The sequence below is a fragment of the Marinobacter koreensis genome, from assembly GCF_023156285.1.
Lineage (GTDB): Bacteria > Pseudomonadota > Gammaproteobacteria > Pseudomonadales > Oleiphilaceae > Marinobacter > Marinobacter koreensis.
Map to the genome: position 1 here is coordinate 45,639 of NZ_JAKZAJ010000001.1, position 23,458 is coordinate 69,096.

Genomic DNA, 23,458 nt, shown 5'->3' on the forward strand with positions numbered 1-23,458 from the left:
CCATGGCGAACCTTAACCTGACCGGCGAGTTGTTCATCGGTGGCCTGTGGCTTACAGGTCATGGAGAATATTTTGAATCTTTCCAGCCGGTAACCGGCGGTACCGTCTGGGATGGCACAGGGGCCAATCTCGAAGACGTGGACGCCGCGGTGCGTGAGGCTCGTAATGCATTCCTGAAGTGGCGTCGAAAGAGTTTTGCTGAGCGCCAGGCGGTTGTCGAGGGGTTCCGTGAGCAGCTCGAAAACCACAAGGAAGAGCTGGCGAATCAGATAGGGCTGGAAACCGGAAAACCTCTGTGGGAATCCCGCACCGAGGTGTCCGCAATGATTGGCAAGGTGGCCATCTCCATCAAGGCCTACCATGATCGCACCGGTCGCTCTGAATCGGAGGTCGCCGGTGGCAATGCGGTGTTGCGCCATCGCCCCCATGGCGTGGTTGCCGTGTTCGGCCCCTACAACTTTCCGGGTCACCTGCCCAACGGCCACATTGTTCCGGCCCTCCTGGCGGGCAACACCGTAGTTTTCAAACCCAGCGAGCTGACCCCGGGCGTTGCCGAGATAATGGTGAAGCTGTGGGAGAAAGCCGGGCTGCCTGATGGTGCCATCAACCTGGTGCAGGGTGCGAGCAACACCGGTAAATCCCTGGCTCGCCATCCGATGATCGACGGTCTGTTCTTTACCGGCAGTTCCAACGTTGGGCACCTGTTGCATGAACAGTTCGGTGGCCAGCCTGAAAAAATCCTGGCGCTGGAAATGGGCGGTAACAATCCGTTGATCGTTCAGGACGTCGCCGATGTGGACGGTGCCGTTCACCACGCCATCCAGTCGGCATTCCTGTCCGCCGGCCAGCGGTGTACCTGTGCCCGTCGCCTTCTGGTGCCCAAGGGTAAGAAGGGCGATCACTTCCTGGAACGACTGGTCGCCGTGGCAAGTCGCATCCAGGTCGGCGAATTCGACGCCGAACCCCAGCCATTCATGGGGTCCGTCATCTCGCCAGAGGCCGCCGATAAGCTACTGGCGGCTCAGGCAAGCCTGCTTGAGCTGGGCGCGACACCTCTGCTGGAGATGCGGTCGCTTCGGCCGGATACCGGCCTCCTGTCTCCCGGCATCGTGGATGCGACCGGCCTTGATGTCGCGGATGAGGAATTCTTCGGGCCGCTGCTCACGGTCTATCGCTACAAGAGCTTTGACGACGCGCTGGATTTGGCGAACAACACGCGCTATGGCCTCTCTGCCGGTCTGTTGTCCGATGACCGGAAACTGTACGAGCGCCTGGTGGAAGAAATCCGGGCCGGCATCGTGAACTGGAACCGGCCGCTGACCGGCGCCAGCAGTGCGGCGCCCTTTGGTGGTGTGGGCGCCAGCGGTAACCATCGCCCCAGTGCCTATTACGCCGCGGATTACTGCGCCTGGCCGATGGCTTCGCTGGAAGCACGCAAGAGCGAAGTGCCAGAGAGCCTGGCGCCCGGACTCAACTTCGACTGAATAACGGACGACGCATCATGAGCCAACATGCAGTAGAAGCGAACTTCGACGGATTGGTCGGGCCCACCCACAATTATGCGGGCCTGTCCTGGGGAAATGTGGCTTCAAAGTCGAACGTGCATGCGGTATCCAACCCCAGAGAGGCCGCGCTGCAGGGTCTTGCGAAAATGAAGCGTCTGGCGGACCGTGGCTACGTACAGGGCGTACTTCCGCCCCATGAGCGTCCACACATTCCAACCCTGCGTTCCCTCGGATTCACCGGATCCGACGCCGAAGTGTTGGGAAAGGCCGCCAGAGAGGCGCCCGCCGTCCTGGCCGCAGTCTCTTCCGCCTCTGCCATGTGGACGGCCAACGCTGCTACCGTCTCGCCCAGTGCCGACACGTCGGATCATCGGGTCCACTTCACACCGGCGAACCTGAGTGCCAAGTTCCACCGTTCCATCGAACACCCGGTGACGGGCCGGATGCTCAAGGCGATCTTTACCGATGAAGGCTACTTTGCCCATCATCCTGCCTTGCCGTCGGTCAGCCACTTCGGCGACGAGGGTGCGGCCAACCATACCCGCCTGTGCGCAGGTTATGGCGATGCCGGCGTAGAGCTTTTTGTCTACGGGCAGGCGGCTTTCAATGATCAGGCCCCGGCACCCCGGACATACCCGGCGCGCCAGACCCTGGAAGCATCGCAGGCCATTGCCCGCCTTCACGGACTGAAAGACGCACACTGCGTATTTGCCCAGCAGAATCCGGATGCCATCGATGCGGGCGTCTTTCACAACGACGTCATTGCGGTGGGCAACGGCAATACCCTGTTCTATCACGAGATGGCGTTCCTGGAGGAAGACCGCGTTCTGGCCGATATCCGGTCAAGGCTGACGGGGACGGATCTACAGCCCGTGCGGGTATCGAGCGCCGACGTTCCGATCGGGGACGCAGTGGCGTCCTACCTGTTCAACAGTCAGCTCCTCAATGCCCCGGACGGCATGCTTCTGGCGGTTCCGGGCGAGTGCCGGGAAGTGGCTTCTGTCAGTCGTTACCTGGATGCCCTGGTGGCGGAAGACGGCCCGATCACGGCTGTTGAGGTGTTCGACGTCAAGCAGTCCATGCGCAATGGCGGCGGCCCTGCCTGCTTGCGCCTGAGGGTGGTACTGACCGACGACGAATTGCAGGCGCTGAACCGGGGCGTGATCCTGACCGATGACCTCTACGAGCGGCTGACCACCTGGGTGAAAGCCCATTACCGTGATCAGTTGTCACAGGAGGATCTGGGCGATCCCATGCTGCTCGACGAAGTGCGTAAGGCCCTGGATGAATTAACGGGCATTCTGGGCGTTGGCTCGATTTACGACTTCCAATTATAAGCGACCATTTCCAGAAGCCGGGATCAGATGAACGCCTTCATCTGACCCCAAGTTCACGGATCATCAGACCAACGCGCTGACCGACCGGCACCTCCCGGTTCGGGAACACAATGGCCTCGGGTACGGCGCCAACCCGATAATGCCGTGACCCATCCTCCCATATCAGCGTGCCGGGCTCATACTCCGTGAAATTGGCAACATCATCGGGGATGTGAAACAGGAAGCCCTCACCGGTGTTCAGAATCTCGTGGACTACCTCGAAGACAGTCAATGGAGGCTGCCCGGCGGCCGAAACGGGTGGCGGATCACCCCGGAAGCGACGGCGTAACGCGTCCCGGATGCCGGCAAAACGGGTCAGGTCGTTCTGACCAAAGGGTCGAACCTTGCCCAGCTCAATCGTGAAACTCTCCGCACCCAGTTCCGATGAGGTGAACGACGAAAACGTCGTTCCGGCCCTGTGCTGGAGCAATAGTGTCTCTACGCCTGCTTCCAGCAGGAATTCACACTGGGTCTCCGGTATCTGGCGGCCTTCCACAAAAGGATAGAGCGCAAACTTCTCCCGATGGGACGGACGGATGGCGGTATGCAGATCGTAGTGGTTGAGCGCCAATGCGGTATGCCGATGGGCAAACTCACGGCACAACGTTTCAATCTGAGAGGCCCGGGCTGCCTCGGGCAATCCACTGTACTCGTCCCGGCCATGCGCACCCGCGAACAGCCGGTTCATGTTCACATCAATGAATCGCTCGCCGGCCACCATGGCGGGCGGATTGCCCATGACCAGCAGCAACGGGCAGGCCACCTGCCAGTCGCCCGCAAGAATCTCGCTGATCAGCCCGTCCAGCACTTCAATGGGCGCTGTCTCGTTGCCATGGACTCCCACGGAAACAATCAGGGCCTCGCCGTTGGGGTTCTGGTGCGTGGCTGCGGGTGTTATCTCCAGAATGCCCACATGCGGACGGGTGACCGTGGTTCCGTCAGGGAGTCGGGCCATTGTTGGGTCAGGAGATTCTGAGGCGTTGGCCAGCGTGTGATCCAGCCAGCTATCCGAGGAATCAAAAAGTACAGAGGATGCATTCATCGCGAAATCCCCAAAAAAGGTCTGGGGTCAGGCGAAGAACCTCCCTCCGGGAATGTGCGAAGCCATGGACGGCTTCGCTCAAGCGCACATGGACGTGCTTGTAGCGTTTCCCGGAGGGAGGTTCTTCGCCTGACCATGCACCAGAGGCTGGTCATTCGTGAATTCAGGACCCAACCGGCCGCTGGTGCTTCAACAAATGATTTTCCAATTTGCGGAACGCAAACACCAGAATGAAGGTCAGTGTCAGATAGATCAGCGCCACAAAAATGAACGCATCGAACGGCGCATAAAACCGGGAGTAGATGTTCCGGGCGGCACCTGTGAGATCCACGATTGTCACTACGCTGGCAATCGCACTGGAGTGCAGCATGAAGATGACCTCATTCGAGTAAGCCTGTACCGCACGACGCGCCGCACTGGGCAGAATGAGCCGACGCATCCGCATCCACCAGTTCATACCGTAGGCCTTCGCCGCCTCAATTTCACCGGCGGGTGTCGACACAATGGCACCCCGGATGATTTCCGTGGTGTAGGCACAGGTATTCAGGGCAAACGCCAGCAGGGCCGGGTAGAAGGGCTCCCGGAAGATTTCCCACCAGAAGGTGTCCTGGATGCCGGGGATCTGGGCAATGCCGTAATAGATGATGTACAGCTGGATCAGCAGCGGTGTGCCCCGGAACAGGTAGGTGTAGACCCAAACCGGACCGGAGATGAACGGGTTCTTCATGGTCCGCAGGATCGCCAGCGGGACGGCGCACATCAGGCCGATGATCAGAGACAGGAATACCAGCTGGATGGTGTTCACCAGCCCGTTCCAGTATTCCATCATGGTCATCGCGGTGAAAATGTCGTTCTGGTTCAGCCATTGCGCGATAAAGTCAGGCATTTTGCGCACCCTGAGCCACGCCAACGTTGGCGCGTTTATTCAGCCACTTGATGAACAGTTCGGAGCCGGCCGTCAGCAGCAGATAGACCGACGCGACGGGCATAAAGAAGTGGAACGGCATGCGTTCTGCCTTGGCGGCCTCCTCGGCCACACGAACCATGTCAGTCAGACCGATGATGGACACCAGCGCGGTGGACTTCAGCAGCACCTGCCAGTTGTTACCGAGCCCGGGCAGCGCATGGCGCAGCATCTGGGGCACCATGATCCGCCGGAAGGTGTGCCAGCGGGTAAAGCCATAGGCACGGGCGGCTTCAATCTGCCCCGTATCCACGGCGAGAAAGGCGCCCCGGAAGGTTTCGGCCATATAGGCACCGAAGATCAGGCCAATCGTCACAACGCCGGAAATGAATGGATCGAACTGGAAGAAAAAGTCGATCTGGTAATGGTCGTACAGGAAATCGGACAGAGAATTAACCATCACCTGGCCGCCGTAATAGAACAGCAGCATCATGACCAGATCCGGAACGCCCCGGATGACGGTGGTGTAGAACGTCGCGATGCCGTAGGCAATCCGGTTCCCGGATAACTTGGATGAGGCACCGAGCAGCCCCAGAAACAGCGAAAGGGCAAGGGAGAGGAAGGCCAGTTCGACGGTAACAACCGCACCGTCCAGAAGTTCGGGGCCATAGCCTTTGAGGTCGAACATGGGGTAATCCGGTCATGAGGGGCGGTCGGGAAGACCGCCCCACGCAGTTTACATCTTGATGTCGTAGCTGAAGTATTTCTTCATGATGGCATCGTAGGTGCCGTCGTTCTTCAGTTTCTTCAGGGCTGCGTTGACCTTGGCGGCGAGGTCCTTGTCACGCTTGCGCATGGCAACGCCAACGCCTTGACCGAGCTTGACCGGCTTGCCCACTTCCTTGAAGGCATCCTTGGTCAGGATGGTCTGCTCACCCACCGGGTAGTCTACGAAGATCACGTCCAGACGCTGGCCTTCCAGGTCCAGAACCATGTCGTCAGCAGTAGTGTAGCGCTTGATGGTAGCGATGCCGCCGAATTCATTGGTGGCGTAGGTGTCCATGGTGGTGCCCCGCTGGACGCCGATCACCTTGCCTTTCATGTCCTCTTTGCTGGTGACGTCAGCATTGAAGTCCTTGCGTGCGAACCAGCCGCCCGGGGTGTTGTAGTACGGCTCGGAGAAATTGACGCGCTCGGCCCGTTCCGGGGTAATGGACATGGACGAGAAGATGGCGTCGAATTTGCGGGCCAGGAGGCCGGGAATCATGCCGTCCCAGGACTGGATCACGAACTCGCAGTCGGCCTTCATTTCCTTACACATGGCTTTGGCCAGTTCAACTTCGAAACCGGTCAGGTTTCCGTTTTCGTCCTTGTACTCGAACGGCTCGTAAGGCACGTCGAATGCCAGGCGGATTTCTTTCCAGTCTTTGGCCTGCACAGAGCCGGCAACCAGCGCCAGCATGCAACTTGCTGCAATAATCAGTTTCTTCATGTGTCACTTCTCCAGTTGTTTGCCTTGTGGGCTTATAGTTTTTTGGATGTTTTGATCCAACACGGGTTCAAGATAGCACCGGTGTTCAGAAGTTGGGAGCCAGGAACTGTTTCATGCGCTCCGAGTCCGGGTGGTCGAACACCTTTTCCGGTGTACCCTGTTCCTCGATCACGCCCTGATGCAAAAACAGGACCTGACTGGACACATCCCTTGCAAACGCCATTTCGTGCGTCACCACGATCATGGTGCGGCCTTCCTCGGCCAGGCTCTGCATAACCCGGAGCACTTCGCCAACCAGCTCCGGATCCAATGCCGAGGTCGGTTCGTCGAACAGCATGACTTCCGGCTCCATTGCCAGCGCACGGGCAATGGCCGCGCGCTGCTGCTGACCACCCGACATCTGGGCAGGGTAGTAATCCTTACGCTCGTAGATGCCCACTTTCTGGAGATAGGCTTCGGCCCGTTCGATCGCTTCCTTTTTGGGTACCTTGAGCACATGCACCGGTGCCTCGATGATGTTCTCGAGCACGGTCATGTGGGACCAGAGATTGAAGCTCTGGAAGACCATGGAAAGCTTGGACCGGATCTGCTCCACCTGCTTGTTGTCGGCGGGAATGCGCTCGCCCTTGCGGTTGTTGGTGAACCGGATTGGGTCACCGTGCACGATAATGTCGCCGGAGGTGGGGGTTTCCAGAAGGTTGATGCAGCGTAGAAAGGTGCTCTTGCCAGAGCCGGAACTTCCAATCAGGGATACCACATCGCCCTTTCGGGTCTCCAGTGACACACCCTTGAGAACTTCAAGCTGATCAAAGGTTTTGGTGATGTCCCTGCAGATCAAGGGCGCTTGGTCCGCCATGGGTAACTCCTGAGCTTTGGATAAAGGCGCATGTTTTACGGGCTGTGGCGCCGGAAATCAATACCTGATTGATCCGGTGCAATCGCCCCGGGGATATGGGACGCCCGAATGACCTTGTCCCCCTGTTGCTCCATGTCCTTGAGCATATCGCTGACGAAACGGACGTGGGCCATCGCCACTTTGCGGGCAGACGCTGGCTTGGCCGAGATCACGGCGTCATAGAGCTGGCGATGCTGGCGAACGATCGTCTTGCGCATCTCCTCCCTCGGGTTGAGATTGGAAACAGCGGCCTGGACGGTCAGCAGCATCATGTTTTTCAGACCGTTCAGCACGTGGACCAGGATCGGATTGTGCGAGGCTTCGACAATGGCCAGATGGAAGCCGTGATCGGGCTTGGCATTGCTGAGAGGGTCGGTGTCCTCCAGGGCCCTGAAGGCCTTGGTAATCCGATGACGATCCAGGCTGGTCGCCCGCTGGGCGGCCAGGAAGGCCGCCTGTCCCTCCAGCTGTTCACGCACTTCAAGAAGGTCATAGAGGGTTCTTGGATGGCCTTCGAAAAGGTGCATCAGAGGCCCCTGTTCATCAAGGTCTTCGGCGCCGGCGACCAGGGATGCTACGAATGACCCCTTGCCATGGCGGGTTTCGATGACGCCTCGTCCCTGTAGTTCGTGCAGGGCTTCCCGGATGATGGCCCGGGACACCCGCAAGCGGCTCGCCAGTTGCCGCTCAGACGGTATTTTCTGGCCCGGAGCCAGGCCGCCATCGAGGATCAGACGCTCCAATCGGTATGAGATTTCCTGGGATATTGCCATGCCCTTGCCTTTGATGATCGTCTGGTCTGACCAGTCGAGGGTGCTGTGACGGTAAATAAAGCCTCAAGGCTTTGTGCCCCCGAGCCCCGTAAATATGGCTGATTTCGCATTATTCGTCCATTTTCCATACAGGAAAAACTGGTCTGACCAGTGCGATATCGGCTGGACTAAAACCAGATTGCCTACGAATATCTTTTTTGTAATGTCGGCCTTTGCCGACGTTTTAACCTGACGCTGATAAAAACAACGCCAACGGAGACGTCTCGATGTTATCGATAAAAAAGACGCGTAAGCACGATGACACAGGTGAGTCCTCACCTCGTCGTCAATTTCTCAAGACTGCCGCTGTGGGCGCCGCTTTCGCAGGCGCGATGATGATGGGAGCCGGACAGGCTCAGGCCGCAACCACCTGGAAAATCCAGTCTGTCTGGGATGCCGGGACGGTTGGCTACAACCTGTTCGAGGAATGGTGCAACAGCATCAAGGAAAAATCCGGCGGAGAACTGGTCTTCAAGCCGTATCCGGCCAAGTCGGTTGCCGCGGATAACAACGCCCTGTTTGATGCCGTTCGCAACGGCGTACTGCAAGGCATGAACCCCTTTACCCTGTACTGGTCCGGCAAGATCCCGGCATCGGTATTCCTGTCTTCCTATCCGGCCGGTCCGGATCAGCCCAGCCAGTGGGACACCATGTTCTACTCCCTGGGTATGCTTGAGAAGACCCGTGAAATCTACAAGAAGTATGGCCTGTTCTACGTCGGCCCGATCCAGCACGACGCCAACATCATTCACTCCAAGAAGCCGGTTAACAGCCTGGCGGACCTGAAGGGTATGAAGATCCGTGTCCCGGGCGGCATGGTGGCCGAGGTGTTCCAGCAGTTCGGTGTGTCCACCGTCAGTCTGCCGGGGTCCGACATTTTCCCGGCTCTGGAGAAAGGCACCATCGACGCGGCTGACTACGTCGGCCCGGCCGTGAACTACGAGCTCGGTTTCTCCCAGGTCACCGACTACATCCTGTTGGGACCGCCAGGGGTAATGTCCATCTACCAGCCGGTAGACCTGATGGACCTGACAGTAAACCTGCGCGCCTGGAACGCCCTCGACCCGAAACTGCAGAAGCTGGTTGAGGACGAGGTACGGATCTACTCGCAGAAGCACTACCTCACGATTCAGAAGCGCAACGTTGAAGCGATGGAGAAGTTCAAGGCTGACGGCGACCAGGTGACCCGTCTGAGCCAGGAAGATCTTCGTGAGTTCCGTCGCGCGGCCATCCCTGTCTGGCTCCGTTGGGCCAACAAGGATGAGGACGCCAAGGAAATCTTCGAAATGCAGCTCAAGTACATGATGAACCCGCTGGTGGGCTACATCGATCAGGCTGAGCTGGATGAAGCGAAGAAAGAAATGTAAACGCTGACTTTCAACAATAAACGATCACGGGGAAGGGCAGGGAGTGCCTTGGGTTCAAGGTGCTTCCTCCCTTCCCCGCGTTGTGACTGAGGTGGTAACACTATGTCTGAGTTAAGTGGTTTCGGCTTCGTGCTGCCCCACTGGTTCTATTGGGGCTGGCTGGCTGTAATGCCCTTGATCATGATGGCCTGGGATCGCTGGTCCAGTAAGCGGGGCACCCAGGCCATCGACAAGAACGCGCTGGCCAATGAAAAGCTTCAGGAAATCGAAGCTGAGATGTCGAAAACAATCGAGTCGGACTATGAAAACCGGTTCACCCGCGTGATCGACTGGATCAGTGACAAATCCGGCATCTTCATTTCCTTCTGGACAGTGAACGCCGTGGTTTTCTACTTCTTCGAAGTGGTCATGCGCTATCTGTTCAACATGCCGACCATCTGGGTGCACGAAGCGAGCTTCCTGCTGTTCGGTATGCAATACCTGCTGGCGGGTGCGTTTGCCCTGCTGCACGGGGCCCATGTGCGTGTGGATGTAATCTATAACCTGCTGCCCGTCCGTGGTCGAATCGGAATGGACATCTTCACGTCGATGTTTTTCTTCATGTTCTCCCTCGGACTGGCGATCACATCCTGGACGTTCTTCCAGAATTCCTACTCGATGGACGAGCGGACCGTTGAAACCTGGCAGATACAGTACTGGCCGGTGAAAGCCATGATGCTGTTGGGCGCCATCCTGATCACCCTGGCGGGCCTGTCCAAACTGATTAAGGACATTGCCCTGTTCGTCAAGCTTGGCCGGGAGCAGCAAGCATGAGTTCCACGACTGTAAACAATGCCGGTGCCGGCAACCTGCGGGGCAAGCTGGGCACCTGGTTGATGATCATCGCCACGGTGGCCCTGGCCTTCGTGATGTTTGTCGAGATCGTCAATATCCTTTTCTACGATCCGTTCAGTGACGACAAATTCCTGTTCAAGCTGGCCGGTAGTCTGTCAGACGTCAAAATCGGGACGCTGACCTACCTGATGTTCGGGTCGCTGCTGGTGGCGCTGATGATGGGCTTGCCGCTGGCCTTCGTAACCGGCGGCCTGGGCGTCGCCTTTATCTATCTGGTGGGGGATTCACTGATGTTGAACATCATCCCCAGCCGGATCTTCCCGATGATGACCAACTCGGATCTGGCGGCCATACCGCTGTTCATCTTCATGGCCTCCATGCTCGAACGGGCAGGGCTGATCGAAGAGATGTTCAATGTGGTCTACAAATGGATGGGCGGCGTTGGCGGTGGCCTGGCCATTGCGACCATCGTGGCCTCCACCATTCTGGCCGCCATGGTCGGTGTTATCGGTGCGGCGGTGGTTACCATGGGCATCATCGCACTGCCGGCGATGCTCAAGCGCGGGTACGACCACAAGATTGCCCTGGGTTCGATCATGGCTGGCGGTACGCTGGGCATCCTGATTCCGCCGTCGATCCTTGCCATCCTGTACGCGGTTGTGGCGCAGCAATCCGTGGGTGAGCTGTACCTTGGTTCGGTGATTCCCGGCCTGATCCTCTCGGGCCTGTATGTGTCTTACGTCTGGCTCCGTGCCAAGCTTAACCCGGAACTGGGGCCGCCGATTCCCGAAGAGGATCGTATTGGGCTGAAGGACAAGCTGTTACTGCTGAAAGACCTGATTGCGCCACTCATTCTGGTGTTCCTGGTATTGGGCCTGCTGTTCGGTGGTATTGCTACGCCGGTGGAAGCGGCCGGTATCGGTTCCTTCGGGGCGATCCTGGTGGCCATGAAGCACAAGGTGTTTACCATTGCTACCCTGCGCGATGCGTCGGTAACCACCGCCAAGGCATCCGCGATGGTGCTCTGGATCATGTTCGGTGCGTCCGTGTTCGTCGGGTTCTACATTCTTCAGGGTGGTCAGGACTTCATCACCGAGTCCATTCTGGGAACGGGCATGCATGCTTACGGCATTCTGTTCCTGTTGATGGTGCTTCTGGTGGTTCTGGGTATGTTCCTGGACTGGGTCGGCATTCTCCTGCTGGCTGTGCCCATCTTCATTCCCATCGTCCAGGCGCTGGAATTCCCGGGGCTGTTCGGATTCCCGGCGGTGGCCGGTGAGGACGTGGTGCTGTGGTTTGGTGTGCTTTACCTGGTAAACATGCAGATGTCTTTCCTGAGTCCGCCGTTCGGTTACGCACTGTTCTACATTCGCGGTGTATGCCCGCCGGAAATCACCATGGGAACCATCTTCAAGTCTTCCCTGGTGTTCCTGGCGATCCAGGCGTTCGGCCTCTTCATCTGCATCCTGATTCCGGGTGTGGTGACCTGGTTGCCGAATCTCGTATATGGCCACTAAAAAGAGGGGTAACAGAGTATGTTGACGATTAACCGGCTTGATCTGGCCGAAGCCAGAATCCTCATTGAGGGAGCCGCGCAAAAGGCTCGTGAAATCGGGGTGCCGATGTGCATCGCGGTGGTTGACGAGTCTGGTAACCTGATCGCATTCGAGCGTATGGACGGTGGCAAGATCACCAGCGTGACCATCGCCCAGGACAAGGCGTTCACCGCTGCGGCGGCCAAGAAGGCGACCCACGAGTACAACAAGGTGAATACGCCCGGCAGCCTGGCTTTCGGTATCCATACCGAAGTGGGCGGGCGCATCAGTTCCGTGGGTGGTGGCTTGCCGGTGATCGTCGATGGCGAGGTGGTCGGAGGCATCGGTATCAGCTCCGGCACCCCGCAGCAGGATATGGACTGCGCGCAGGCGGGACTCGATTATTTCGAAACCAAACGTCAGTAAGCGCTGTCTGAACTGAACAGGCGGGCCTTCGGGCCCGCCCCGGTTAGTCCCGCGGGCGCGGGACCGACGATATCCAGAATCAGAGATTGTTATGACTACCAAGCCGAAAGCCAGCAAAGCGCAGCTGGCGGAGCAATTCCGGTCTTTCATCGATCCGGAATACGTCATCACCGATGACGAAACCCTCAAACCCTATGAGTGCGATGGCCTCGCGATGTATCGGGAAATGCCGATGCTCGTGGTGCTGCCGGAGACCGTGGAGCAGGTGCAGCGGGTCATGCGTATCTGCCATGAAAACGATGTCCCGGTGGTCGCCCGCGGTGCCGGCACCGGACTCTGTGCCGGCGCCATGCCGCACAAAGAGGGGGTGGTGCTCTCGCTGGCCAAGTTTAACCGGATTCTCAACATCGACCCGCTGGGTCGAACGGCACGGCTCCAGCCCGGCGTCCGGAATCTGGCGATCAGTGAGGAAACGGCCCAGTTCGGGCTTTATTACGGTCCGGATCCTTCGTCCCAGATCGCCTGCACTATCGGTGGCAATGTGGCGGAGAATTCCGGCGGCGTACACTGCCTCAAATACGGCCTGACGGTGCACAATCTCCTGAGTGTCGAAATGGTGACGGCCGAGGGAGAGCTGATCACCGTAGGCAGCGATGGCCTGGATAGCTGCGGCATGGACCTGCTGGCCCTGGTGACCGGGTCCGAAGGGCTGCTCGGTGTGGTGACGGAAGTGAAGGTCAAACTCCTGCCGAAGCCGGAAGTGGCGCAGGTGATCATGGCCGGGTTCGACAGTGTGGAAAAGGGCGGCGATGCCGTCGGTGGGATTATCTCCCATGGCATCATTCCCGGTGGTCTGGAGATGATGGACGGCCACGCGATTGTCGCCGCCGACGACTTTGCACAGGCGGGCTATCCGCGCGAGGCCAAGGCGCTGTTGCTGTGTGAAGTGGACGGTACCGAAGAAGAGGTCCACGAGCACATCGCCGAGGCGGAGGAACTGTTCCGCAAACTCGGAGCGACCTCTATCCGCACCTCCCAGAGTGAAGAGGAGCGGGCGCTGTTGTGGAAAGGGCGCAAGTCCGCGTTCCCGGCAGTGGGCCGGATCTCGCCGGACTACTACTGCATGGATGGCACCATCCCCCGCCGTCACCTGGCCCGAGTCCTGCTCGAGATGGAAAAGATGTCCGAGGAGTATGGGCTGCGTGTGGCCAACGTGTTCCACGCGGGCGATGGCAACCTGCACCCGCTGATCCTGTTCGATGCGAACGTACCGGGCGAGTTCGAGACCACCGAGGCCTTCGGCAGCCGCATTCTCGAGCTGTGTGTTGAAGTGGGTGGCTGTATCACCGGAGAGCATGGGGTCGGGGTTGAAAAGATCCGGCAGATGGCGGTGCAGTTCAACGACGAAGAACTGCAGCAGTTCCACGACGTCAAAGCCGCATTCGATCCGACCGGTATCCTGAACCCGGGCAAGGGGGTTCCCACCCTGAAGTTTTGTCAGGAATACCGCTCCATCGAACACAAGCAACACAAGCATGAACAAACGGATGCCGCCCATGGCTGATATGACCCAACAGTTACAGGAGCAGGTGCTCCAGGCCCGCAGCAACGGGCAGAAACTCAATATCGTCGGTGGCGGTACCAAGGCCTTCATGGGGCGCGCCGCCGATTCGGATGCCGGTGCCCTCAGCGTTGCCGAGCACACCGGCATCGTTGAATACCATCCGGTGGAGCTGGTGCTCACCGTTCGGGCCGGAACGCCCATCAAGGACATTGAAGCGGCGCTGGCCGAAGAAGGGCAGTGCCTGCACTTCGAGCCGCCCCGTTTCGGCTCCGCCTCAACCATTGGCGGCACACTGGCCTGCAACCTTTCAGGCCCCGCACGCCCCTGGAGCGGCTCCGTCCGGGACCAGGTGCTGGGTGTCCGGCTTCTCAACGGCAAGGGTGAACATCTTCGTTTCGGCGGCCAGGTCATGAAAAACGTGGCAGGCTACGACGTCTCCCGGCTCCAGGCAGGTGCCATGGGCACGCTGGGTGTCATCACGGAAGTCAGCCTGAAGGTGATGCCAAAGCCGGCAGCCACCATGACGTTGATCCAGGATATGGCCATGGACGAGGTCATCGACTACATGAACCGGCGTGCAGGTGAGCCCAAGCCGATCACCGGTGCGTGTTGGCTGGATGGCAAGGTATATCTGCGCCTTTCTGGCGCCCGATCCGCCGTCGAAGCGACCGCGGAAAAATGGTCTGGAGACGTCATGGAGAATGGCGACGATTTCTGGCAGCAGGTGCGTGACCTGCAGCATGATTTCTTCGCCGGAAACGATGTCCCGCTGTGGCGCTTTTCGGTGGATTCCACCGCGGCAACACTGAACATGGAAGGCAACTGGTTCATTGATTGGGCGGGCTCTCAGCGCTGGTATCGCGGTGAAGCGACCCTGAGTGACCTGGAACCGCTGGCAAAGGCCGCCGGTGGCCAGGTCAGCCTGTTCCGTGGTGGTGACCGGAGCGGTGAGGTCATGCACTCGCAGCCCGAGGCGCTGAAAGCCATCCAGCGCCGTGTGAAAAACTCGTTTGATCCCGACGGCATTTTCAATCCGGGCCGTCTTTATAGCTGGTTGTAATTATGCAAACGAATCTGGTTCAACAATTTGCCAATACTCCGGAAGGTCAGGAAGCCGAATCCATTCTGCGTGCCTGTGTGCACTGCGGTTTCTGCACGGCGACCTGCCCGACCTACCAGGAGCTGAATGACGAACGGGATGGGCCCCGTGGCCGGATCTATCTGATGAAGATGTTTCTGGAAGGAGAGGAAGTCACGGAGAAAACCCGGGACCACCTGGACCGCTGCCTGACCTGCCGGAGTTGTGAGACCACCTGTCCCTCGGGTGTCCAGTACGGTCGCCTGGTGGACATCAGCCGTGCCCTGGTCGAGAAAGAAGTGCCCCGCGAGCCGAAAGACAAGTGGATGCGCTGGGCCCTGGCCCGCGTACTCCCCAATCGGCAGCTGTTCGGCTTGCTGCTGCGCCTTGGGCAGGTGTTCCGTCCGGTACTGCCGGGAGCACTGAAAACCAAGGTTCCGCCCCGGAAAACCGCCAGTCCCTGGCCGGCAGCCAGCCACAATCGGGTGGTGCTTGCCCTGGCCGGCTGTGTCCAGCCTTCGGCAACGCCGAACACCAATGCGGCAGCGGCGCGGGTTCTGGACAAACTGGGCATCACCATGGTCGAGGCGCCGGATGCCGGCTGCTGTGGGGCGGTGAACTATCACCTCTCCGAACACGAGAAAGGTCTGGAGCGGATGCGCCAGAACATCGATGCCTGGTGGCCGGCGATCGAGGCCGGTGCCGAAGCCATCATCATGACAGCGTCGGGCTGCGGCGCCATGGTGCAGGACTACGGTCACCTGCTCAAGGACGATCCGGTTTATGCCGCCAAGGCCCGGAAGGTCAGCGAGCTGTGCATCGATCTTGGCGCGTTCCTGCTGAAACAGGACCTGGAAAAGCTCAAGCTTGACCAGAGCCCCGGAAAAGTGGCTTTCCACTGCCCCTGTACCCTGCAACACGCCATGAAACAGACCGGTGTGGTGGAACAGGTGCTGGCCAAGGCGGGCGTGGATCTGGCGCAAACCAAAGACAAGCATCTGTGCTGTGGCTCTGCCGGCACCTACTCGGTCTTGCAGCCGGAGCTCAGCCAGAAGCTCCTGGATAACAAGATCAAGGCGCTGACCGTGGATAATCCCGACCGCATCGTTACCGCCAATATCGGCTGTCAGATGCATCTGGAGACAAAATCTCCGGTGTCGGTCCAGCACTGGATCGAGTTGCTCGATCATTAGTTCTTCCGGCTGACCCCGGAGATCCGGGGGCGGGTGGGTTAAACCCTCCGCCCCCACTTTCCCTTCTATACCGGGTATACTGCCCGCTTCATTTCAAAACCACAGGATGTGGATCATGATGCCAAGGACTCTGGCCGTTGCCTGTTGCTGTCTGTTTATCAGCCTTCCCGCCCACAGCGAAATCTATCGGTGGATCGACGCCCGTGGATCGGTGCATTTTTCCGACGAACCTCCGACGCGACTGCCCCATCAAACCCTGAACGTGAGGGCGCCTTCGACGGTGCCAATGTCGGAAAACCTCGGCCAGTCAAAGCGGGTCACGCAGACTCACCAGGAAGTCTCGGATATGTTGTCTTCCTCGGATCGGCCGCGGAAACCAGGTGCTGCGGCACAGAAGAAAGAACAGCAGGCCCGGCAGTGCGCCCGTTACCAGGAAAAGCTTGCCGGCATCCAGTCCCGTCTTCGGGCCGGCTACAAAAATGACCGGGGGAATAGCCTCCGGCAGCAACGGCGCAAGATCAGTAATGCCTACAGCCGGGAATGTATCCTGCGCTAGGCGGTTCGCTTGAAACTCGCCAATGCCATGGCGGCGGTCACGAACAGGCCGCCGAACACCCGATTCATCTGTTGCTGTCGCCGGGGCGTGGTCATGAAGCGGAAAAGCTGACTGGCCAGCAGGGCATACCCGACCATGACCAGGCAGTCCACCAGTATCAGGGTTGTACCCATGGTGAGCAGTTGGGGCCCATGCGGTGCGTCGGCGACCAGGAACTGGGGAAACAGGGCCACCAGGAATACCGTGGCTTTCGGATTCGTGAGATTGACCAGAGCGGCGTTCCAGAACTGTTTACGGTGGCTCAGGGGCGCCTGTTCGTCCTTGGTCGTGGTCATAGGCGGTTCCCGCCACTTCTGGATGCCCAGCCAGATCAGGTAGATGACGCCGATCCATTTGATAACGGTGAGCGCGATGGTGGAGGTTGACACCAGAGCTCCCAGGCCGGCGCCGACCAGCAGGATCTGGGTGCCGTAGCCGAGCTGCAGACCCATGATGGCGGGCAAAGATCGCCGGACGCCATACCTGAGACCGTTGCTCATGGTGTTGACGGCCCCTGCACCGGGGGACACGCTGATCAGTATCGAAGCGAGTAGAAAGGTCAGCCAGAGAGTGAGTGTCATTCCGTACGCTCTTGTGTTGTTCCGGGATGGTATAATCCCCATTGTTAGATAGTAATCTACCAATGGAGTTACGATTATGGCCAGAAAACGGGCAAAAGCAACGCAGCACAGCGCTGTTCAGCGCGAACTCAGGACACCGAAGTACCAGATGCGGGTTGTCGAAGACAAGAGCCGGTACAAGCGTAGCCGGGACAAGGCGGTGCGGATGGAGGATTTTCGCAAGGCCGCGTGAGCGTGGTTTTACGAAAATCTTCCATCACCCGATAAACTCTCGATCCATGACCGATTCTGTGAAACCCGGCAGTGCCTCTTCGCTTAAAGGCGGCACCGGCATTACCCGTATACTCAATTCCACCCGATACTCAATGATGGGTCTCAAAGCGGCCTTTCTGAACGAGGCCGCTTTCCGTCAACTGGTGTACATCAATGTTGTCCTCCAGCCCATCGCCCTCTGGCTGGATGTGACGCGGGTGGAGCGCGCGATTCTCATGCTGGTGCCGCTGTTGTCGCTGGCGATCGAACTGCTGAACACCGCCATTGAGAACGTTGTGGATCGGGTATCGCTGGACCTGCACCCGCTATCAAAGAAGGCCAAGGACATGGGCAGTGCCGCCCAGTTTGTTGGGCTGGTCATGATTTCCGTGGCCTGGCTGGTGATCCTGGTCTGACCGGCCGCCGTAATACCTAGCTTACAAACTTTTCTTCTCTTCGGAGACGTCTGTGCCACACGTGCAACTTGCCCTCCTGTTGGGAATGACCGTCGCCCTTGGGCCGCTCGCGCTCGATGCTTACCTGCCGGCGTTCCCGGATATTGCCGATAGTCTCGGTGTCGGCCATGGGGACGTGGGCCTGACCCTGAGCGCATACGTGGCCTCCCTCGGGCTGGCGCAGCTGGTGGGTGGCCCCCTGTCTGATCGATACGGTAGACGGGTGATCCTTCTGTGCGGGCTGGCTATTTTTGCAGTTGGCGCATTGATGGTTGCCCAGGCTGACAGCCTGGCCCACATGATGATGTGGCGCCTGATCCAGGGGGTTGGCGGTGCCTTTTGTGCGGTCTCCGTGCCGGCCATTGTCCGTGATCAGTCCAGTGGTGCGGACTCGGCCCGGTTATTTGCGTTGATCGGGCTGATCATGTTCGTCGCGCCCGCCCTGGCGCCCACGATCGGGTCACTGATGCTGGAGCTGGCGGCCTGGCCAGCGATCTTCTGGGTGCTGGCCCTGTATGCTGTGTTCCTGGCTCTGGTCCTCAACGTGGCATTGTTTCGGCGCCTGACACCACCGGCACCCGTGCGCACGCCCGTGCACACCCTGGTGACCAATTACATGCTGGTCCTGAAGCATCCGGTCACCATGCGGTTCGTCGGGCTTCAGGCTCTGTGTTTCAGTGCCATGCTCGTGTTCATTACCAATGCCTCTTTCGTCTACCAGGAATGGTTCGGCCTCTCCAAGAGCCTGTTTTCCGGGTTGTTTGCGGCAAATATCGCCGCCATGGCCTGTCTGAATCTGCTGAACCGGAAGCTGCTTCAGTATTTCGAATCGGCCGCCATACTTCGGACCTTTGTGATTATCCAGGCGATTGCGGTTGTCAGTCTGGTGATTTGCGCCTGGGCGGGCCTGCCGTACTGGGCGGTTGCCGCCTGTATCATCGCCACCGTGGGCTGCATGGGGGCCATCGTGCCGAACAATCTGGCCAATGCGCTGGAGTTCTTCCCACGGCTGGGAGGAACGGCCGCGGCCTTACTGGGCGCCGCCCAGTTTTCGATCTCCGGTGCGGTCAGTGCTTTATCCGCCGCGGTTTTCGGCGAGTCGCTGATTGCAATCGTGCTGACCATGGCGGTGTGCGTGTTCCTGGCGCTGGCACTGGCACTGGGCGCTCCGGCTTCGGTTCGCAAGGCGCTTGCGGCTTTGCCGGATGAGGACGGAGGTCGTCCCCAGCGGGCGTGAACCGGACGGCCGGTCTGCTCGTTATCAGAGCGTTTCCTTTCATGCCGAATCAGTCTTTAAAAATTGATATGAGACCGTGTTCACATTTCTTTCAGGGGTTATAGTGTCCGGGCTTCAGGTTGTTACCGTTCGTAACTTACGGAGTACGACTCTATGAATCCTCACCTGCTTACCCTCGCACGTTTGAGCTGTCCTTCCGTCACCGTCAAACCGGTGTCTCATGACCAGTCTGATCCCCAACCCTCTGAAGACAAGGCCTCTTTCGAGGTGCTGGCTGACGACGGCAAGGTGATTGGTTATGTCAAAGCCTGGCACGACGCCACGGATTATGCGGGCTTCGTGCATTTTGATCCCGACGGCAACATCATCGACTGGAAGGTTTTTAACGAGTACAGCCGACAGTAGTTGGCTGTCATAAAACCTTCACAGGTCCACCGCGCCGGGGCTGCTATTCTTCTGGGTTTGCTTGACTAACTTGAGCTTTCAGATCCATGAGGATTATTGCGTTTTACAGTCCCAAGGGCGGTGTGGGAAAGACCGCCGCGGCCGTGAACGTCGCGTACCTTGCCAGTCAGCAGGGCCTCACCACGTTGCTGTGGGACCTTGATCCGCAAGGCGCGGCGAGCTTCTATCTGTCTGGAGCGGAGCCGGTCAAGGGGCGGAAGTTGTCGAAGTTGCTGGCCGGCAAAGCACCGGTTGCCGAGTTCGTCCGTGACAACGTCTATCCTGGCCTGGATTTCATTCCCTCCCATCCCAGTTTCCGGAATTTTGATATCAAGCTCGAAGAAGGCGGGCAGTCGCTCAAGAGCGTGCTGGCGCCATTTTCCGAGGAGACCAGCCTCGTTGTTCTGGATTGTCCCCCCTCGCTCTCCCGGCTGACCGAACAGGTGCTTGAACTCTCGGACAGGGTTTATGTGCCGCTCGTGCCCACCTGGCTATCTCTCAACAGCTGGGAGCAGTTGCAGGCGTTCGTCCGCAGCAAAAAGCTGGGGCGCAAAAAACTTCGTCCCTTCTTCTCTCTGGTTGACCGGCGAAAGAAACTTCACAAGGACCTGACTGAGTCCCCGGATCCTCGCCTGGGTGAGCCCCTGTGCGTGTCGATTCCCTATGCCAGCGTGGTTGAGCGGATGGGAGAGGAAGGGCTTCCCCTGGAGGTGCTGGCTCCGGCCACTCCGGCCGCTGCCGCCTTTCGTCAGCTTTGGGCTGAAATCGAGAAGGATCTCAAGGGACCGGTTGGCTAATCGGCCTTTTTTCTGCTTCGCACTATTTTTGTTGAAAATATGCGTAGATAATACCTTGCTGCCGTCGCTGACTCTGAGATGATTGGAGTCTATGATCTCGGATCGAGCGTTTATCGTTGTCGGTCTACTCTGAGATAAAACGGAGATAGGTATATGAATACAGTTGCTCCGCCATCGCGTAGCGGTGCCGATCGTTTCTGCGTGTTCCGGAATGGCCACCGAATCTGCTATCGGGTGCAAGGGAACTCCGAAAATACGCCCCTGTTGCTGATTGCCGGGCTGGGGCAGCAGCTGACGTCCTGGCCGATCGCAGTTGTGGAAGAGCTGGTTAATCGGGGCTATTTCGTTATCCGATTCGATAATCGCGACGTGGGCCAATCTTCTCAGATTCCTTCCCGGCCGCCAGGCAGGATGCAGCAACTGTTTCGAAGGCCGCCGCCGGATGCCTACGACCTCGGCGATATGGCAGGGGATGCGGTGGCTCTGCTGGATCACCTTGAGATAGATCGAGCACACCTGGTAGGTATGTCCATGGGCGGAATGATCGCCCAGACAATCGCCGCGCGGTATCCCGAGCGGACTCGCACACTGACCTCCATCTTCTCGACCACCGGCCATCCCCGGGTGGGGCAGCCCGCGAACTCAACGCTCCTGCGACTGGTCCGGCCGCCCGCCAAAACCCGGGACCAGGCTATCGAGCGCCACCTGGCGATGATGCGGCATATCAGCACCAAAGCGCTTCCGCTGGATGAAAGACGGGAAAGGACCTACGCGGCGGAAGCCTGGGAACGTGGAGCAGGTCCAAGGGCCCATCAGGGGGTTGCGCGTCAGATCGGTGCGATACTGAAATCCGGGGATCGAACCCGGGAATTGGGCAAGGTCACAGCGCCCACCCTCGTTATCCATGGCGACACCGACAGAATGGTTCATCCCAGCGGCGGGAAGGCGACCGTTGCCGCTATTCCCGGAGCCCGCCACGAGACCATCGTCGGCATGGGGCACTATCTGCCGGAAGCGGCGTTGCCGCGACTTGTCGATCTGATTACCGGCCACGCCAGAGCATCGAACCAGTAATCCAGCCGAAAAAGCGAGAGGACTGGCATTCTGGTGGGCAAGGCCGTGGCCCGTTTCGTCCAGTCGACCGGTCGTTAATACTCCCCCCATCACGCTTCTGCTTCGCCCCTCCGTTACGTCTGTTGGAGGGGCTCCTTCCGCCTGCGTTAAACACGATTACAGAATGGTATGTTTTAATGTAACGGCCGTTACATTAAGGTTGAAACCATGAAAAGAGATTCGTGGCTTACGCTCATCTACAAGATTCCCTCTGAACCCTCTTCCAAGCGGGTTGCGCTCTGGCGCAGGCTGAAAGGATTGGGCGCCGTCTACATGCAGAATGGTGTGTGCATGCTGCCCAAAACCGATCGCCTGATCCGCCAGGCCAAGCTGATTGAAAACGACATCATCGGTATGGGGGGCGAAGTTTTGCTCCTCGACTCCATGGCCATGGATGCCGGGCAGCAGGAAAGAGTGCTGGAACGCTTCACCGCCGAGCGTAACGACCAATATCGCGAGTTCATCGGCCAGTGCGAGGCCTTCGAAGCGGAAATCGCCAAAGAGTTCTCGAAGAACAAATTCACCTATGCCGAGCTGGAAGAAGAAGAGGCGGAACTCCAGAAACTCCAGCGGTGGCTGGAGAAAGTTCGCGCGCTCGACTTCTATGACGCGCCCCTGTCTTCCGAGGCCAGCGCCTGGCTTGATAAATGTGAAGCCTTGCTGGACGGGTACGCCCAACGGGTGTTTGAAGAGCAGAATCCCAATCCCTGAGAGCCTGGAATATGTCCCAAGAGTCACCGTCACCCAGCGCTACCCACACCAGTATGTCCCGGCAGATTCCCAAGGGCATCTGGGCGCTCGGACTGGTCAGCCTGTTTATGGACATTTCATCCGAGATGATTCATGCGCTTCTTCCGGTCTATCTGGTGACCGCGCTTGGCGCTTCTGCCCTGGCCGTAGGTGTCCTTGAGGGAGTGGCCGAGGCGACCGCATCGGTGACCAAGGTTTTCTCGGGCGCGCTGAGTGACTGGCTAGGGCAGCGAAAAGTGCTGGCCGTTACTGGCTATGGTCTCGCAGCGCTGGTCAAGCCGTTGTTTCCATTGGCCAACTCGGTTGGTCTGGTCTTTGTGGCACGGTTTGTCGACCGGATAGGAAAGGGGATTCGCGGCGCTCCCAGGGACGCCCTGATTGCAGACCTGTCGCCACCGGAAATGCGAGGTGCGAGCTTCGGACTGCGGCAATCGCTGGATACCGTGGGAGCGTTTCTGGGTCCGCTTCTGGCGATCGGTCTGATGTGGCTGACCGCAGACCAGTATAAAACCGTGTTCTGGATTGCCTCGATTCCGGCGTTTTTCGCCGTGATGGTGTTGTTGGTGGCGGTGAAAGAGCCTGCCCATTCCTTCACGCAACGAAAGGTGAGAATGCCCTTACGGCGTTCAGAACTGAGGTATCTGGGGCCGAACTACTGGTGGATCGTTGTCATCGCAACCGTATTCACACTTGCCCGGTTCAGTGAGGCCTTCCTGGTACTGAAAGCCCAGGATTCGGGGCTGGCGGTCATGTTCATTCCGTTGGTGCTGGTCATCATGAGTTTTACCTATTCGCTCTCCGCCTATCCTGTTGGCGTGCTGGCGGACCGGACCGATCGGCCGACCCTTCTCGCCATCGGTCTCATTCTGTTAGTGGTTGCGGATCTGGTGCTGGCCCGGTCATCCGGCCTGGTGGGAGTCGGACTGGGAGTTGCTTTGTGGGGCCTGCATATGGGGTTTACCCAGGGACTACTGGCGACTCTGGTTGCCGAGACGGCGCCGGCCGAACTGAGGGGCACCGCCTTTGGTATGTTTAACCTGGTCACCGGCCTGGCACTGCTGGCGGCAAGTACCATTGCCGGAGCATTGTGGGACATGGCCGGCTCGGCCAATACCTTTCTCGCGGGCGCGGTTTTCGCCATTGTCGCGCTGGCCTTGGTGATTATTCAGCGCCGTCGTTTGAGAGAACGTGGCGATTGCGATTGATTGGCA

25 protein-coding genes are annotated in these 23,458 nt (G+C 58.8%); 18 read left to right on the forward strand and 7 right to left on the reverse strand.

The features are described 5' to 3' along the window. Nucleotides 1–2: 2 nt before the first annotated feature. Nucleotides 3–1,484, forward strand: coding sequence for a succinylglutamate-semialdehyde dehydrogenase (astD, locus tag MLD04_RS00195; RefSeq protein WP_248153472.1), 1,482 nt, complete (start codon nucleotides 3–5; stop codon nucleotides 1,482–1,484). A gap of 17 nt (nucleotides 1,485–1,501) precedes the next feature. Continuing rightward, a complete protein-coding gene (gene astB, locus MLD04_RS00200) occupies nucleotides 1,502–2,842 on the forward strand; it encodes an N-succinylarginine dihydrolase (protein WP_248153475.1) in 1,341 nt (446 codons plus the stop codon). A 37-nt stretch (nucleotides 2,843–2,879) separates the two neighbouring features. On the opposite strand, the gene MLD04_RS00205 is transcribed toward astB, so the two are convergent. From MLD04_RS00205 to MLD04_RS00230, 6 genes are all read right to left on the reverse strand, one after another. After that, a complete protein-coding gene (locus MLD04_RS00205; protein WP_248153479.1) occupies nucleotides 2,880–3,923 on the reverse strand; it encodes a succinylglutamate desuccinylase in 1,044 nt (347 codons plus the stop codon). Between the two features lie 163 nt (nucleotides 3,924–4,086). Continuing rightward, nucleotides 4,087–4,809 (reverse strand): ABC transporter permease, encoded by a 723-nt coding sequence (locus MLD04_RS00210; RefSeq protein WP_248153482.1) that lies wholly within the window; start codon nucleotides 4,807–4,809, stop codon nucleotides 4,087–4,089. Next, a complete protein-coding gene (locus MLD04_RS00215; RefSeq protein WP_248153487.1) occupies nucleotides 4,802–5,515 on the reverse strand; it encodes an ABC transporter permease in 714 nt (237 codons plus the stop codon). Before MLD04_RS00215 ends, MLD04_RS00210 begins: the two co-directional genes overlap by 8 nt. A gap of 48 nt (nucleotides 5,516–5,563) precedes the next feature. Further along, nucleotides 5,564–6,319 carry a transporter substrate-binding domain-containing protein gene (locus MLD04_RS00220; protein ID WP_248153490.1) on the reverse strand — a complete coding sequence of 252 codons (756 nt, stop codon included), beginning with the start codon at nucleotides 6,317–6,319 and terminating at the stop codon, nucleotides 5,564–5,566. Between the two features lie 85 nt (nucleotides 6,320–6,404). Next, entirely contained in the window at nucleotides 6,405–7,175 is a 771-nt protein-coding gene (locus MLD04_RS00225; RefSeq protein ID WP_248153492.1) for an ABC transporter ATP-binding protein, read from the reverse strand. A gap of 35 nt (nucleotides 7,176–7,210) precedes the next feature. Next, the gene (locus tag MLD04_RS00230; RefSeq protein WP_040886864.1) at nucleotides 7,211–7,987 is read right to left on the reverse strand and encodes an FCD domain-containing protein; all 777 of its coding nucleotides are present in this window, start codon (nucleotides 7,985–7,987) and stop codon (nucleotides 7,211–7,213) included. Nucleotides 7,988–8,253: 266 nt separating this feature from the next. Between MLD04_RS00230 and dctP the strand changes: the two genes are divergently transcribed. The 8 genes from dctP to MLD04_RS00270 all read left to right on the forward strand — a co-directional run bounded on the left by dctP (nucleotide 8,254) and on the right by MLD04_RS00270 (nucleotide 16,579). Beyond that, nucleotides 8,254–9,393, forward strand: coding sequence for a TRAP transporter substrate-binding protein DctP (dctP, locus tag MLD04_RS00235; protein WP_248153495.1), 1,140 nt, complete (start codon nucleotides 8,254–8,256; stop codon nucleotides 9,391–9,393). A 102-nt stretch (nucleotides 9,394–9,495) separates the two neighbouring features. Then, complete coding sequence (locus MLD04_RS00240; RefSeq protein ID WP_248153498.1) at nucleotides 9,496–10,206, forward strand: TRAP transporter small permease subunit; 711 nt, start codon at nucleotides 9,496–9,498, stop codon at nucleotides 10,204–10,206. Next, nucleotides 10,203–11,744, forward strand: a complete 1,542-nt coding sequence (locus MLD04_RS00245) for a TRAP transporter large permease (protein ID WP_248153502.1) — start codon at nucleotides 10,203–10,205, stop codon at nucleotides 11,742–11,744. The genes MLD04_RS00240 and MLD04_RS00245 overlap by 4 nt, the downstream gene beginning before the upstream one ends. 18 nt (nucleotides 11,745–11,762) lie before the next feature. Continuing rightward, the gene (locus MLD04_RS00250; protein ID WP_248153504.1) at nucleotides 11,763–12,188 is read left to right on the forward strand and encodes a GlcG/HbpS family heme-binding protein; all 426 of its coding nucleotides are present in this window, start codon (nucleotides 11,763–11,765) and stop codon (nucleotides 12,186–12,188) included. A 91-nt stretch (nucleotides 12,189–12,279) separates the two neighbouring features. Beyond that, nucleotides 12,280–13,752, forward strand: a complete 1,473-nt coding sequence (locus MLD04_RS00255; protein ID WP_248153506.1) for an FAD-linked oxidase C-terminal domain-containing protein — start codon at nucleotides 12,280–12,282, stop codon at nucleotides 13,750–13,752. Continuing rightward, nucleotides 13,745–14,812: a glycolate oxidase subunit GlcE gene (glcE, locus tag MLD04_RS00260; RefSeq protein WP_248153508.1), complete on the forward strand. Its 1,068-nt coding sequence runs from the start codon at nucleotides 13,745–13,747 to the stop codon at nucleotides 14,810–14,812. Before MLD04_RS00255 ends, glcE begins: the two co-directional genes overlap by 8 nt. A gap of 2 nt (nucleotides 14,813–14,814) precedes the next feature. After that, nucleotides 14,815–16,023, forward strand: a complete 1,209-nt coding sequence (gene glcF / locus MLD04_RS00265) for a glycolate oxidase subunit GlcF (RefSeq protein WP_248153510.1) — start codon at nucleotides 14,815–14,817, stop codon at nucleotides 16,021–16,023. Between the two features lie 115 nt (nucleotides 16,024–16,138). Next, nucleotides 16,139–16,579, forward strand: a complete 441-nt coding sequence (locus tag MLD04_RS00270) for a DUF4124 domain-containing protein (protein ID WP_248153512.1) — start codon at nucleotides 16,139–16,141, stop codon at nucleotides 16,577–16,579. On the opposite strand, the gene rhtB is transcribed toward MLD04_RS00270, so the two are convergent. After that, nucleotides 16,576–17,199, reverse strand: coding sequence for a homoserine/homoserine lactone efflux protein (gene rhtB / locus MLD04_RS00275; protein ID WP_248153514.1), 624 nt, complete (start codon nucleotides 17,197–17,199; stop codon nucleotides 16,576–16,578). The genes MLD04_RS00270 and rhtB overlap by 4 nt on opposite strands. A gap of 76 nt (nucleotides 17,200–17,275) precedes the next feature. On the opposite strand from rhtB, the gene MLD04_RS00280 reads away from it, so the two are divergent. The 8 genes from MLD04_RS00280 (at nucleotide 17,276) to MLD04_RS00315 (ending at nucleotide 23,452) form a co-directional block, all read left to right on the forward strand. After that, nucleotides 17,276–17,431, forward strand: coding sequence for a hypothetical protein (locus tag MLD04_RS00280; protein WP_008939431.1), 156 nt, complete (start codon nucleotides 17,276–17,278; stop codon nucleotides 17,429–17,431). Nucleotides 17,432–17,477: 46 nt separating this feature from the next. Next, a complete protein-coding gene (locus tag MLD04_RS00285) occupies nucleotides 17,478–17,867 on the forward strand; it encodes a diacylglycerol kinase (protein ID WP_248153516.1) in 390 nt (129 codons plus the stop codon). A 52-nt stretch (nucleotides 17,868–17,919) separates the two neighbouring features. Then, a complete protein-coding gene (locus MLD04_RS00290) occupies nucleotides 17,920–19,143 on the forward strand; it encodes a multidrug effflux MFS transporter (protein ID WP_248153518.1) in 1,224 nt (407 codons plus the stop codon). Between the two features lie 153 nt (nucleotides 19,144–19,296). Further along, nucleotides 19,297–19,548: a hypothetical protein gene (locus MLD04_RS00295; protein WP_248153520.1), complete on the forward strand. Its 252-nt coding sequence runs from the start codon at nucleotides 19,297–19,299 to the stop codon at nucleotides 19,546–19,548. 86 nt (nucleotides 19,549–19,634) lie between these two features. Next, a complete protein-coding gene (locus MLD04_RS00300) occupies nucleotides 19,635–20,384 on the forward strand; it encodes a ParA family protein (RefSeq protein WP_248153522.1) in 750 nt (249 codons plus the stop codon). A 153-nt stretch (nucleotides 20,385–20,537) separates the two neighbouring features. Then, nucleotides 20,538–21,458, forward strand: a complete 921-nt coding sequence (locus MLD04_RS00305; protein WP_248153524.1) for an alpha/beta fold hydrolase — start codon at nucleotides 20,538–20,540, stop codon at nucleotides 21,456–21,458. Between the two features lie 207 nt (nucleotides 21,459–21,665). Then, a complete protein-coding gene (locus MLD04_RS00310; protein ID WP_248153526.1) occupies nucleotides 21,666–22,208 on the forward strand; it encodes a Chromate resistance protein ChrB in 543 nt (180 codons plus the stop codon). 11 nt (nucleotides 22,209–22,219) lie between these two features. After that, on the forward strand, nucleotides 22,220–23,452 hold the full coding sequence (locus MLD04_RS00315; RefSeq protein WP_248153528.1) for an MFS transporter: 1,233 nt from the start codon (nucleotides 22,220–22,222) through the stop codon (nucleotides 23,450–23,452). Nucleotides 23,453–23,458: the final 6 nt, after the last annotated feature.